The sequence below is a fragment of the Salegentibacter sp. BLCTC genome, from assembly GCF_015143665.1.
Classification (GTDB): Bacteria; Bacteroidota; Bacteroidia; order Flavobacteriales; family Flavobacteriaceae; genus Salegentibacter; species Salegentibacter maritimus.
In genome coordinates this window covers 1-13,951 of sequence record NZ_WYEW01000002.1, presented here as the reverse complement: position 1 = coordinate 13,951, position 13,951 = coordinate 1, and the positions used below count along the sequence as shown (strand labels likewise).

The 13,951-nt window shown below is 35.9% G+C and carries 8 protein-coding genes and 1 pseudogene; 6 read left to right on the top strand and 3 right to left on the bottom strand.

What is annotated here, in order from left to right:
* Positions 1-148 precede the first annotated feature (148 nt).
* From GUB10_RS02185 to GUB10_RS02170, 4 genes are all read left to right on the top strand, one after another.
* Positions 149-2,182 (top strand): PAS domain S-box protein, encoded by a 2,034-nt coding sequence (locus GUB10_RS02185; RefSeq protein WP_193709802.1) that lies wholly within the window; start codon positions 149-151, stop codon positions 2,180-2,182.
* Complete coding sequence (locus GUB10_RS02180) at positions 2,169-2,588, top strand: response regulator (RefSeq protein WP_193709801.1); 420 nt, start codon at positions 2,169-2,171, stop codon at positions 2,586-2,588. Before GUB10_RS02185 ends, GUB10_RS02180 begins: the two co-directional genes overlap by 14 nt.
* Before the next feature lie 331 nt (positions 2,589-2,919).
* Positions 2,920-3,126: a hypothetical protein gene (locus GUB10_RS02175; protein ID WP_193709800.1), complete on the top strand. Its 207-nt coding sequence runs from the start codon at positions 2,920-2,922 to the stop codon at positions 3,124-3,126.
* Between the two features lie 404 nt (positions 3,127-3,530).
* Positions 3,531-5,099, top strand: a complete 1,569-nt coding sequence (locus GUB10_RS02170) for an AbgT family transporter (RefSeq protein WP_193709799.1) — start codon at positions 3,531-3,533, stop codon at positions 5,097-5,099.
* A 580-nt stretch (positions 5,100-5,679) separates the two neighbouring features.
* Here the strand turns inward: GUB10_RS02170 and GUB10_RS02165 are convergent.
* Positions 5,680-6,927, bottom strand: coding sequence for an ABC transporter permease (locus GUB10_RS02165; protein ID WP_193709798.1), 1,248 nt, complete (start codon positions 6,925-6,927; stop codon positions 5,680-5,682).
* 168 nt (positions 6,928-7,095) lie between these two features.
* On the opposite strand from GUB10_RS02165, the gene hisS reads away from it, so the two are divergent.
* Entirely contained in the window at positions 7,096-8,466 is a 1,371-nt protein-coding gene (hisS, locus tag GUB10_RS02160) for a histidine--tRNA ligase (RefSeq protein ID WP_193709797.1), read from the top strand.
* A gap of 216 nt (positions 8,467-8,682) precedes the next feature.
* Here hisS and GUB10_RS02155 read toward each other — a convergent pair whose 3' ends face one another.
* Both GUB10_RS02155 and GUB10_RS02150 read right to left on the bottom strand, forming a co-directional pair.
* Positions 8,683-9,642, bottom strand: a complete 960-nt coding sequence (locus tag GUB10_RS02155; RefSeq protein ID WP_193709796.1) for an aldo/keto reductase — start codon at positions 9,640-9,642, stop codon at positions 8,683-8,685.
* Between the two features lie 169 nt (positions 9,643-9,811).
* Entirely contained in the window at positions 9,812-10,471 is a 660-nt protein-coding gene (locus GUB10_RS02150) for a haloacid dehalogenase type II (protein WP_193709795.1), read from the bottom strand.
* A 632-nt stretch (positions 10,472-11,103) separates the two neighbouring features.
* Between GUB10_RS02150 and GUB10_RS02145 the strand changes: the two are divergent.
* Positions 11,104-13,951, top strand: a pseudogene (locus GUB10_RS02145) (PKD domain-containing protein); the annotation flags it as partial.

Sequence of the window (13,951 nt, the reverse complement as noted above, 5' to 3'; positions counted from 1 at the left end):
TTTTCTAAAATAAATTTGCATTATACTGTGTTTCAGTTTGTTGTTATTTACCCTTTATATGTTGCTTTAACTGTTGGTAAATTGTAGTTGTTTAGTTGTAGAACTTACTTTATATTCAAGCGCTAATACCCCAAACCCTACATGTTTTATGAGTACAGATATTTTGTTTAATCACGATCCCCAACGTGTTAAAGAAGTAAACCGGTATGATTTATCTACCAATATTGATGAAGAGGACTTAAAGTTTCTAAGTAGCATGGCAGCTGAAATATGCAAAACCCAAAGTGCCCTTGTTTCACTAATAGCAGAAGATACACAATGGATTAAAGCTACGCATGGGATGGACTTAGATGTAAGGCAATTTCCACGGGAGTTTACTTTCTGCAATTATACCATAGCGAATTTAGAGGAAGTTACTATTGTAGAAGATGCCAGAAAAGATGAACGATTTAAAGATAATGTTTTTGTAACTGGAGAGAATCCGGTAATTTTTTACTCTGGAGTTCCGCTTATCAATGAGCGGGGTTTTGCTGTTGGGACTTTATGTGCTATAGATAGCAAACCCGGAAAACTAAGTGCTTTACAACAAGAGCGGCTTAAAAAGCTCTCTAACCAGGTGATGAAATCTTTAGAACTAAAGCGAAAAACAGTAGAGCTAGAACGCTTAAATGATAGCCTAATACAAGAGAGAAAAAAGTATCAGTATGTTACTAAAGGTACAGAGACAGCTACTTTTGAATGGAGCATTAAAAAAGATAAACTTGAGTTCAACAATGTTTGGCAAAAACTATCAGGCTATCAGCAAGATTATTTTAAAGGTAAGGGAATAAAATTTTGGAAGAGCCTGGTACATCCAGACGATGTAGAAACGGTACAACAACGGCTTAACGATCATTTTAATGGAGATGAAAAGATATTTAGTTGTGAATTTCGTTTTAAGCATCAAACAGGTAAATGGATATGGATTTCCAGCCAGGGAAAGGTTTTTACCTGGGGAGCAAGAAACAGGCCTATTAAAATGTATGGCTTACATCAGGATGTTACCGCAAAAAAGGATAAAGAATTTGAGACTCTTTATCGCCAAAATTTATTAGATGCACTATACCAGCTTTCTCCTCTAGGAATTGCGCTGAACGATTATGAAACCGGAAATTTCCTGGAGGTTAATTCAAAATTAGTGGCACCTACGGGCTATACTAAAAAAGAATTTATAAATTTAAGCTATTGGGATCTCACTCCTGAGGAATATGCAAATTCTGAAAAAGAACAAATACAACAACTAGATAAAGTTGGGTTTTATGGTCCCTATGAGAAGGAATATATTAAAAAAGACGGAACCAGGTATCCTGTATTGTTAAAGGGAGTGCTTACGTATGATGCAACCGGAAAAAAGAGAATATGGAGCTTTGTAGAAGATATTTCAGAAAGAAAGCATGATGAAAAAATAAAGGAAGAGAGACTTGCTCGTATTGAAAATCTTTTTAATATTACAGAAAGTCAAAATGAAAGGCTCAAGAATTTTGCCCATATTGTTTCACACAACTTAAGATCACATTCCAGTGGTATTACTTTGTTGTTAGAATTTCTGCTTGATTCACATAAGTTTCTTGATGAAGATGAATCGTTTACCCATTTAAAAAATGCTTCTCGAAATTTAGATACTACTATACAGGATTTAAATGAGATAGTTGAGGTTAATATATCCGGGCAGCAAAACTTTCAGTTTGTAAACTTAAAAACCACAGTTTCGAGAATGATTGAGAGTGTTTATGCACAATTAGAGTCAGAAAATGTAAGTATTCAGGCAAATATCCCCGAAGATATTGAGATTTATGGTTTAAGATCTTATCTTGAGAGTATTGTTATTAATTTTATAACCAACGGAATAAAATATAAATCATCTAATAGAGAAAGCTTTATTCATATAGACGCCAAGAAAGATCATATTGCGCAAACCATTAATATCACTTTTGAGGATAATGGTTTGGGTATAGATTTGAATTTACACGGAGAACGACTCTTTAAAATGTACAAAACTTTTCACGATCATAAAGACGCACGCGGAATTGGCTTATTCCTTACCAAAACTCAAGTTGAAACTATGAACGGGAAAATTGAGGTTGAAAGTAAAGTTGACGTAGGAACAAAATTTATAGTAAAACTACCTTATGAAAAAAATTAACTTAGCTTGCTTAATTGAAGACGATCCAATTCATATTTTCCTTTCTAAGAAATACCTGGAAATGACCGGAAGAATTGAAAATATAATGATTTGCCAAAACGGGAAAGAAGCTTATGATAAGCTTCAAGCTATCTTTACTTCGGGAGAGATACTTCCCGAGTTGATTCTTCTGGATTTAAATATGCCCATTTGGGATGGTTGGCAGTTTCTAGAAAAATTTAAAGACATTCCTATTCAATCTAAAATAACTATTTATATACTTACCAGCAGCATTAATGAAGCCGATAGAGAGAAAGCAAGGCATTTTAATAATGTGAACAATTATGTGGTAAAACCTATAAAACTGGAAACATTAATAGACTTGCTGGATGAAATGGATAAAGAGATAGTTAATAATCAAGACTAGTTTTAGCTTATCTATGTATAGAGTTTTAGAGATAAGGATGCTAATTTGTTAAAAATTTCTTATAAATCGCTTTTATAAGGCTTTAATAAGTAGGAGGAAAGCTTGGTAGTAGGTTTTATAATTTCTTTTTCGTATGTTACCCAATTATAAAATTATGAGATTATTTTTTTATTCTAAAAATTGATAAAAGCTTTAATAAGGAGATTTTGCCTTTCACTATAGGTTGGTGAAACTAATAAAATTAAGAAAAATGACCTCCTGATTTATCTTATTGTTTTGGATAAAAAAGCAGTTTTAAGATTAAATACTATAGTATATTTAAACGTTAATTATGGGAAGACCTTCTACGAAACCTAAAGATTTAAGAGATGGATATTATATTGAAGTCCGCAATAAAAACCAACGAACCGGAATAAAAATTCGAAGGGACACCAGGGAGCAATTGTTATTAGCAATTGAGGAGTACAAAGAAAGTAAAGAGGTTGTTGTATTGGGAAAATCTGAAAATGGGAAGATGAAAGATATCCCGGGCCTTTAAGAGAAATATTTAATTAGCTTGGATTCTACGGAACCATCCAAGTTTTATCCCGATAGTATAGGATCTTCCGGGGCTTGACTCGAAATACAAAAAAAATCCATTTAATGCCTCGTTGGTTTGCAACGAGGTATTTTAGTTTATCGTGTTTCGGATGTAATTGTTGTTTTGGATTCAATAAGGCATTGTACTAAAAAATAAACTACGTAAAGCAACTCCAAAAAAAGAAAGCATTATTCTTTTAATTTGGCTAATGGCTATAATTAATTTTTGGCACAAAAAACAGGTTATAGAAATGGCCAAGGTATAAAGAAGGCTTCCTCAATGATTTCACTTTAGGATTGCTGAATACTTCTTTAATAATTTTCTATTTTAGCACTTCATTAACATTCTATCTAATTTAAATTATGGCAGACGCAGTTAATTCTCCTAAAAAGGGCATGTTAAATAAGGCTCTTGACTTAGTTGAAAAGATGGGGAATAAATTACCAGATCCCGCAATTTTATTTTTTTATTTACTCATTTTTATATGGGTTTTATCGGCTTTTCTATCTCCTTTTGATTTTGGGGAAACTCATCCAATGACCGGTGATAGCCTTAATGTTCAAAATTTACTTACCGGAAATCAATTAGCCGAATTTCTTGCCAATATGGTAGATACTTTTGTGCTTTTTGCTCCTCTGGGAATAGTCTTGGTAGCTATGCTGGGTGTAGGGGTGGCAGAACATTCGGGCTGGATTGATGCTGGCCTTAAAAAGCTACTAAATTTCACACCCAAGAAATTACTAACTCCAATGCTTATTTTAATAGCCATTGTGAGTCATACCGCTGCAGATGCCGGTTATGTGTTGGTAATTCCATTGGGAGGTGTTATTTTTTACGCAGCCGGTCGCCATCCTTTAGCTGGTATTGCCGCTGCCTTTGCAGGGGTGTCTGGAGGTTTCTCTGCAAATTTTATCCCTTCGGCTATAGACCCGCTTATTATGAGCTTTACTTTGGAAGCCGCCAGAATTATGGATCCTAATATTAATTTAAATCCATTAAATAATTGGTATTTTACCTCTGCTTCAACTTTGTTAATAGTACTTGTGGGATGGTGGATAACCGATAAAATAGTAGAACCAAGGCTTGCCAAAGTGAAAATAGATGGAGATGAAGATCAAATGCCAAAAATGGAAAAGGTCTCGGCTAAGGAAAGTAAAGCTTTTTGGTTGGGATTCCTGGCAATGGTTCTCGGGTTGGTTGGTTTGTTTCTATGGGCATATCCTGAAGATTCAGCTTTAAGAGGTCCCGGAATGGTTGATCCCGAGACTAAATCTCTTACTTCATTCCATGCACCTTTAATGAAAGCAATAGTTCCCTTAATATTTGTGTTACTATTGATTCCCGGATTGGTTTTTGGCTTTGTATCTGGAAAGTATAAATCTTCAGGAGATTTAATAAAGAGTATGACAAAATCTATGGAAAGCATGGGCTATTATATTGTTATGGCCTTTTTTGTGGCACTTTTTATAGATGCTTTTTCTCGTTCTAATATTGGACTTTTAATAGCTATAAAAGGAGCTAATTTTCTTCAGGCATTAGATTTGCCGGGGCAGGTAACTATAGTTGGTATTGTAATTTTAAGTGCGTTTGTAAATTTAATGGTGGGTTCTGCATCGGCCAAATGGGCACTTATAGCACCTATTTTTGTACCTATGCTCATGCAATTGGGGATTTCGCCCGACCTTACTCAGGCGGCTTATAGAGTAGGGGATTCGGTGTCTAATATTATTACTCCTCTTTTACCTTATTTTCCATTAGTGGTTGTCTTTGGCCAGCGCTATGTTAAGGGTATGGGAATAGGAACCCTTATATCTATGATGCTACCTTTTTCGGCTATCTTTTTAGTGGCCTGGACTATTTTTCTTTTAGTTTATTGGTGGCTGGGAATTCCATTGAGTTTTGAAGCGAATTATCTTTATCCGGCATCATAAAATTGGATGAATTTTTATATACAAAAAAAGATGCTCAGCATAAGAGCATCTTTTTTCAAGTAATTAGTTAATACATACCAAATAGAAACAGAATTCTTTGCTGATGTTTTACAGCAATTGAGAATCAAAAAGAGCTGTTGATTTTCAGAAGTTTTATAGTTCTAATTATCTTGATTTATACCTATTCTATAATATTTACCGCTATTGGCCGCTTCAAAAGCTTCATCAAGTTTTTTTAGAGGAAATTCTTTTCCAACTAATTTTCTAAAAGGGTATTTATGGTGGCAGTGTAACCTTCCTTAAAGAGAATACCATTTAAAATTTGAAATGACTATTTTTAAAAATTAAGTAACTCTTAGACCCAAAAAGAGATTTATAAATATCAGATCAAAATATCTTTAAATAGCACAAACCAGGTCGGCCACTTGGTGAAATTCCCGAGAATTGGCTGCCATTAATGGCAGTATCTATTGGTGACGCAAAAAGTATGTTACGTAAGAAAATTTTGGGCAAAAACGACTTATGGGACTAGAAGAGAAGAAAATCGTTAGTTCCCAAACTAATGTATTAATTTCAACTTTTATTCATACCTAAGTGACTCTATAGGATCTTGTTTTGCAGCTTTAGCTGCCGGGTAACTTCCGGCGAGAATAGCCACCAAAATAGTAATAGCGGTGGCCCAAAGAATAGCTACCCATGGAGTGGTGAAATCAAAATCGGCTGCTGCCGAAACCCCCATTCCAATTAATATACCCAAAATAATTCCAAGGATACCGCCTAATTGTCCAATAATAAGGGTTTCCATAAAAAATTGGGTTGCAATTGTCCGTCTTTTTGCTCCCAGGGCTTTTCGAACCCCAATTTCACGTGTTCTTTCGGTAACACTCACCAACATAATATTCATTAAGGCAATAGAAGAACCAAATATGGTGATGATAGAAATAATCCATGCAGCGTAATTTAGATAGCTGGTAATGGAAAAAATTCGATTAATGAGATCGTCACTTCGTTCCAGCCCAAAATTATTTTCTTCTATAGGGTTGAGTTTCCTGATATTTCTAAAGGTTAAAATCGCCTCATCTTGCGCACCTTCTAATAACTCTTTATCATCAACTTTTACGCTTACCGCATAGTTAATTTGAGGTTGGGTAAACATAGAGCGTGCTACCTGTATAGGCATTAAAACCCGTAGATCTTGATTATTCCCGAAAGTAGAACCTTTAGATTCAAGTATTCCAATAACCCTAAATTTCGCCCCTCTAATGCTAATTACTTTGTCTATAGGATCTTCTCCTTTAAAAAGGCCTTCGGGTTTAGCAAAATCAGAGCCCAGAATTACTACATTATTATTGTTTTGAATATCAAAAATATTAAATTCACGTCCGGTTTCCAGGTTTAGCCCAGAGTTCTCAAGAAAGTTCTCATTTACGCCAAGCACTCTTACCTCGGGATCGGTTTTTTCGTTAAGATATTTTACTTCGGCAACTGTAGTTCCGGTAAATGATACTGCAGTTTGTGCTTTTGGATATTGATAATTCTCTTCAAACTTTCTAACTTCCCGATAGCTTATTATTGGATTTACTTTTTCTATCTCACCACCGCCACGACGTTGGGAATTAAATTCATAACGTTGTATATTGAAGGTGTTGGCTCCCATAGAAGCAAAATCACTACTAATGGTATTTTCTAAAGCAGTTACCGCACTTAAAATCCCTACCAAGGCAGTGATGCCAATAGCGATAATTAATACGGTAAGTATGGTTCGTAATAGTTGACTTTTAATTGAATTAAAAGCGATACTTACATTTTCCTTAAATAACCCAAACATAGAAATTGTTTTCAGTGCTATTTAGTTAGACTTCATAAGTGGGAGAATGTTACTTAAAATCTGAAATTTGTTTGGGTTCATTTAAAATTTAAGATATTTGCAGCGCTGTTTAAAGCGCATTGTAGCGTTCAAATTAAACTAAAAAAGTACTTATACCTTACATATTTTATGGCACAAAAACCTTCTATCCCAAAGGGAACTCGAGATTTTAACCCGGCCGAAGTTGCTAAAAGAAATTTTATTTTCGATAAAATTAAAACCGAATTTAAAAAATTTGGTTTTCAACCAATAGAAACCCCAAGTTTTGAGAACTCTGATACCCTTATGGGAAAATATGGGGAAGAAGGAGATCGATTAATTTTTAAAATTTTGAATTCGGGCGATTTTCTAAAGAAGGCTAATGCTGAAGCTTATCAGGCTAAAGACAGTTTAAAGATTACTTCTTCCATTAGTGAAAAAGCCTTACGATATGATCTTACCGTACCTTTTGCCCGCTATGTGGTACAACATCAAAATGAAATAGATTTTCCTTTTAAACGCTACCAAATTCAACCGGTATGGCGTGCCGATAGGCCACAAAAAGGACGTTTTAGAGAGTTTTTTCAATGTGATGCAGATGTAGTTGGCAGTAAAAGCCTTTGGCAGGAAGTGGAGTTCGTACAATTATACGATGCCGTTTTTTCAGCTTTAAAATTAAAAGGGGTTACTATTAAAATTAATAATAGAAAGGTACTTTCTGGCTTTGCTGAAGTTATTGGCGAAAAGGATAAACTTATCGATTTTACAGTAGCGCTGGATAAACTGGATAAAATAGGCGAAGAAGGCGTAAAGAAAGAAATGTTGCAAAAAGGAATTTCTGAAAACGCCATTGAAAAAATTCAGCCAATCTTTAGTCTAAAAGGTTCTTTTACTGAAAAAATTGTTGGAATTAAAGAAATATTGGCTGATTCTGAAACTGGAAAAGAAGGTATTAAGGAATTGGAATTTATTGAAAAAGCGATTGCTGAAATGCCATTACAAACGGCGAAACTTGATCTTGATGTCACTTTGGCGCGTGGGCTTAATTATTACACGGGAGCTATTTTTGAAGTTTCTGCACCTGAAAATGTAAAAATGGGTTCTATTGGTGGTGGCGGTAGATACGATGACTTAACCGGAATTTTTGGTCTAAAAGATATGAGTGGTATTGGAATTTCATTTGGCCTGGATCGTATTTATCTTGTTCTGGAGGAGCTTGATCTTTTTCCCAAAGCAGTAACCCAAAACACCAGGACTCTTTTTATAAACTTTGGTGATGACGAGGCGCTATATGCATTAAAGGCTGTAAATAAACTAAGAAGTGAAAGTATTACTGCCGAGTTGTTTCCGGATGCGGCGAAGATGAAAAAGCAAATGAATTACGCCAATAAGCGCGAAATACCTTTTGTGATTCTGGCAGGGGCAGAAGAAATAGAATCAAAGAAGTTTACCCTTAAAAATATGAAAACAGGCGAGCAACAAAAAGTAGATTTTGCCGAACTGGTTTCGGCTTTAGCCTAAGCGTTTATTGGCACCGCCAAAGGGTGTAATATCCCGAGGTAGTTAATTATAGTTTAAGAAACTGCTTTCCAGAATCAATAGCTAAGATTAGAAGTTTTTCTTATTCTAAATACTTTCAGGCGGTTTCAATACAACTGAATTTAGTTTTCAATAAAAACAGTCCCGGGGGAACTATTTCTTCGGGACTATTTTTTTATATCAATTTATAGGTGGATATTAATCCTGGGTTTCACTCGCTTTATTTAAAACCTGCATATCTTCTTGAGATAGGTTTACTTCAATAGCCTCAATAAAGGACTTAAGGTGAGAAGATTTGGTAGCACTGGCAATTGGTGCGCTCACCCCGGGTCTTTTCATTAACCAGGCAAGCGCAATACCGGCTTGAGTAACCTGATGTTTTTCAGAAATTTGGTCCAGGCTTTTTAGGATTTTTTCTCCGCGTGGGTTTAAAAACTTTTCTGTAAATATTTTCCTGTCTTTTCCTTCAAAATCTTCTTTTTTACGATATTTTCCAGTAAGAAATCCGCTGGCGAGAGAAAAATAAGGAACGACTCCTAATTGGTTTTTAGAACAAATTTCTTCTATTTCTCCTTCAAATTTGTCGCGTACCATTAAATTATATTCCGGTTGAAAAACCTCATAAGGGGGCAGGTCTTTTTCTGTAGCGATGCTAAGGGATTTTTGTAATCTTTCCGCAGAAAAATTTGAAGCCCCAATATGCTTTATTTCGCCACTTGATATAAAACTCTGGTAAGCTTCCAATGCCTCTTCCACAGGGGTTTCTTTATCATCATAATGAGTAAAATAAAGATCAATATAATCGGTTTGAAGTCTTAAAAGGGAATCTTTTGCCGCACCGGTAAGATAATCTCTGGAATTATTTTTTGGTCCGCCGGGCTGCAAACAAGAGCCACCTTTGGTAATAAGCGTGACTTTATCCCTTATTTTACGGGTTTTTATCCATTTACCAATAATTCTCTCTGAAGTCCCGTGAGGTATGCCATCTGCCCAACGAGAATAAACATCGGCAGTATCAATGGTGGTAAAACCCAGTTCAAAAAGTTCATCGAGCATTTTAAATGACTCTTTTTCATCTAATGTCCAACCAAACACATTTCCACCAAAAATAATTGGTGCAGATTTTATTCCTGAATTTCCTAAATTAACTTTCTCCATCTTTCTTTTTTCCTAAAAATAAACATCCCAAAGAAGAAAGAAGAATTATCCTATTATTTTTAAATGGATTTAACGTTACAGGAAGTATTTGATACGTACTTGAGTTTTGCTAGATAAAGACGGGAAAACTATAGTTCAGGATCTCCTAATCTCTCTAGAGTTTTAACCTCTATAAGTTTTGTGAAATTTTATCAATCCCGTTAAGTCTTAGATCCGGTTTATCCGCTAATTGATAAAAAATTTCTCCCGGTCTTTCTATAAAACAAGTTTTAAGGCCAGCCCGTTTTGCTCCGAGAATATCCCAGGGATGAGCAGCGACCATTAATGCTTTTTGGGCTGTAACGCGATACTTATTTAAAATATATTGATAGCTGCGAGGGTGTGGCTTATATTTTTTTACTTCTTCAACACTATGAATTCCATCAAAAATAGAATTTAGTTCAGCAAATTTCAGTTGAGATTGTAAAACATCGTGTTTACCATTACTGAAAGCAATAAGCCTGTAACCAGAGTTTTTTAATTCCTCAAGTCCCGGTTTTACATCTGGGAAGGGAGGGAGTTTAGTGATTTCTGAAATTATATTCGCTGCTTCTGAATTGGTAAAGGATTTATCAAATTTATCTGAAATCATTCTAAAGGTCTCCAGAGCTATTTCGGTAAAATTCCTGTAATTTTTGGTTGTGGTTTCTACCAAAGAATAATGCAATAACTTAGGAAACCAAATCTCAAAGCCCATTTCATTTTCCAGGGCAGCATTTACCTCTTCTTTTAAAGTAAACATATTTAAAAGGCTATGATTTACGTCAAAAATTATGATTCTAGGCTTCATATAAAACAGGTTTAAACAAAGAAAGATAGGTTTTATTTAAATATGCTTACTAAAGAATCCATATGAAATAATAGAATTTCTATGCTGTAGAGTTTTAAAACTACTTTTAAACTATAATTGTATACCGAGCAATTAACCGGATATATTTACTCAAAAATAAGGGTGTGTTGCCGAAGGCTTGCCATAAGATGGTTTACTAAAAGTAGAAATTGTTACCGGTTTTAAGGTGATTTCGCAATAGTTATATTCAGATTTTTGAATAAATTGACTTGGCCAATTCTAAAAACCAGACTAGGTGTTACAACAAAATTTTACTTGACCCTTTTGGGAGAAGCTCAATAATTTTTTTAAATAATAATTTTTCACTAAATTTAGTATAGAATTTTCTCCCCAGATTATCCCCAACATATAATATTACAGTTCTTAAATTTTGTATGCTTTTTATTGAGTGGTACAATGTTTTGTTTGCAATCCCCAAATAATTTTTTGTCTTAAAATTTACAGTTATAAAGCTTCTTGTAATTAGTAAGACTTAATATTAAGTAACCCACATACATCTGCCCCTTAGTAATGACCATTTAGCACCTATCGTGATTTATTGGAATCAATTTTTTGACTAAATATATAAAGGGATGAAAAATAATAACTTTCTAAGGGGATGTACCTTTATTTTATTCGCAATATCCTGGGCAGGTTTTTTTAACCTTAGTCTATATGCGCAAAGCTTTTCCCAAAGCAACCTAGACTTTAATGGAAATGGCTCTATATCTAATGGAACTTCATTGATGTTTGGACCAGATGGGCGACTATATGTGGCTGAATATACAGGTGCTATCAAAATTTTAACTATTGAGCGCATATCGGTAACAGATTATAAAGTACTTGATATGGAGACCCTTTTGGGGATATCAACTATTCAGGATCATAATGACGATGCTAGTCTTTATAGCTCAAGTTTTAGGGAAACAACCGGGCTTACAGTAGGAGGTACCGCAGCAAATCCTGTAATTTATGTAGCCTCTAGCGATTTTAGAATTGGTGGAGGCGGTGGAGGCGGAAGTGGAGATACAAATCTAGATACCAATTCAGGTATTATTACCCGGTTTAGTTGGAACGGAAATTCCTGGGACGTAGTTGATCTTGTTCGTGGTCTTCCGCGTTCAGAAGAAAATCATGCTACCAATGGGATGGAAATGGCAAATATAAATGGTGTAAATTATCTTATTGTAGCGCAGGGTGGCCATACAAATGCGGGTGCACCTTCAGTCAATTTCGCATACACTACAGAATATGCCCTATCTGCGGCTATCCTGGCGGTTAATTTAGATATGATAAATAGTATGCCGGTAAAAACTGATAATGGTAGAAAATATATATACGATCTTCCTACTGTAGATGACCCAACAAGGCCAAATATAAATGGTATCTCTAATCCCGATGCAGCCGGTTATGATGGGATAGATGTTAATGATCCGTTTGGAGGAAATGATGGATTAAATCAGGCTAAAATAGTGCCCGGCGGACCGGTACAAATTTTTTCTCCCGGCTATAGAAATTCTTATGACCTTGTCTTAACTGAAACCGGAGCTTTATATGTTACAGAAAATGGCTCGAACGGAGGTTGGGGAGGTTTTCCGGTAAATGAAGGAGGAGGAGCAGTAACCAATGATTATGATCCGAATGAGCCTGGAAGCACGGTTTCCTCTGGAGGGGAAAAGATAAATAATGAAGATCATTTGCACTTAGTAACCACAGATATTCAAAATTATAACTTCGGAAGCTTTTATGGAGGGCATCCCACGCCAATTAGGGCTAACCCGCTAGGAGCAGGATTATATACAAATCCTTCTAAAAATGGCACTACCGGTGCTGTTTTTAGAACTAAAAAATACCATCCATTGAAGAATTCCGGCGACTTTACAAATAATCCTAATGTTGCGCTTCCGGCCGACTGGCCCCCGGTTACGGTTGCCAATCCTATTGAAGGTGATTGGAGAGGACCCGGCCTGGCAAACCCTGACGGGCCTGTAGATGATCTAGTAACTATTTGGGGAACCAATACAAACGGCATAGATGAATACACCGCCAGCAATTTTAACGGTACGATGAAGGGGAATCTTATAGCTGGTGTAAATACTGGCGAATTAAGAAGAGTAGAACTTAATCCCGATGGCAGTCTTAACAAACTTACTCCATCTTTTGTATCAGGATTAGGTGGGGACCCTTTGGGTGTTACCTGTAATAGCGATAATGAAATATTTCCGGGCACCATATGGGTAGTTACCTTGAACGGTAAACTTATAGTTTTGGAACCTCAGGATTTTGGAGAGTGTAAATTACCCGGAGATCCCGGTTATGATGCGAATGCCGACTATGATTTTGACGGTTATACGAATCAGGACGAAGAAGATAATGGTACCGACCCCTGTAATGGTGGCTCACAGCCAAACGATTTTGATAAGTCTGATACCGGAGATAATGTATCAGATTTAAATGATTTGGATGATGACGCAGACGGTATACCCGATGAAAGCGATGTATTTCAATTAGGAAACCCCAAGCAATCGGGAAGCGATGCTTTTTTGCTCCCGGTATTTAATGAACTTTTTACCAGTAACACCCAATTGGGAGGGTATAAGGGACTTGGTTTAACCGGTTTGATGAATAATGGAGACCCTAACCCTAATTGGTTAAATTGGTTGGATAGACGTGATGACCCCAACGACCCTAATGAGAATGATATTCTTGGAGGTGCAATTGGAGCAATGACTATGCACATGACTTCCGGTACAGCATTGGGTTCAAGTAATAATCAGGAAAAAGCATTTCAATATGGCATTCAGGTTCATACTAAGGCTGGTAATTTTACGGTAGAAGGCGGTATTGCCAATTTTAATGGACCTGTGCAGCTTTATGGAACTAATTCTCCCACAAATGGAGAACTCGGATTTTTTATAGGAGATGGTACCCAAAGCAATTATATAAAATTTGTTATTAGCCCTACAGGGTTTATAGCGCTTCAGGAAATTAACGATATTCCCCAATCCCCATTAAATATCAATATTCCTGAGATTGAAAGACCAAGCAGTAGTGTGTCATTCTATTTTGTTGTAAATCCTGTAAATGGAGAGGTAAATTTAAAATATTCTTTAGATGCAGGTGCCCAGGTTAGCATAGGTAGTATTATTGCCGAAGGATCAATTTTACAGGCTATGCAAAATACTGAAATTGATTTGGCCGTGGGCATGATAGGTACTTCCAATACTCCCGGTGTAGAGTTAGAAGGCACCTGGGATTTTCTAAATGTAACTTCTGAAGGACCTACCATCGCCTCAGAGCTCCCTGATATTGAACGTAATGTAGGAGCGGTTACAGAAACTATTAGTCTGTTACCATATTTTGACGATGATGCCGGTGTAGGGAACCTGACTTACAGTGTTTCGGGAAATACCAATTCAGCTGTCGGTGCTGTCATATCGG

What these genes read in the sequence shown, in the direction of transcription:
- GUB10_RS02165 (WP_193709798.1), bottom strand. Translation starts at nt 6,927, where the DNA reads ATGTTTGGGTTATTTAAGGAAAATGTAAGTATCGCTTTTAATTCAATT.
- hisS (WP_193709797.1), top strand. Translation starts at nt 7,096, where the DNA reads ATGGCACAAAAACCTTCTATCCCAAAGGGAACTCGAGATTTTAACCCG.
- GUB10_RS02180 (WP_193709801.1), top strand. Translation starts at nt 2,169, where the DNA reads ATGAAAAAAATTAACTTAGCTTGCTTAATTGAAGACGATCCAATTCAT.
- GUB10_RS02170 (WP_193709799.1), top strand. Translation starts at nt 3,531, where the DNA reads ATGGCAGACGCAGTTAATTCTCCTAAAAAGGGCATGTTAAATAAGGCT.
- GUB10_RS02155 (WP_193709796.1), bottom strand. Translation starts at nt 9,642, where the DNA reads ATGGAGAAAGTTAATTTAGGAAATTCAGGAATAAAATCTGCACCAATT.
- GUB10_RS02150 (WP_193709795.1), bottom strand. Translation starts at nt 10,471, where the DNA reads ATGAAGCCTAGAATCATAATTTTTGACGTAAATCATAGCCTTTTAAAT.
- GUB10_RS02185 (WP_193709802.1), top strand. Translation starts at nt 149, where the DNA reads ATGAGTACAGATATTTTGTTTAATCACGATCCCCAACGTGTTAAAGAA.
- GUB10_RS02175 (WP_193709800.1), top strand. Translation starts at nt 2,920, where the DNA reads ATGGGAAGACCTTCTACGAAACCTAAAGATTTAAGAGATGGATATTAT.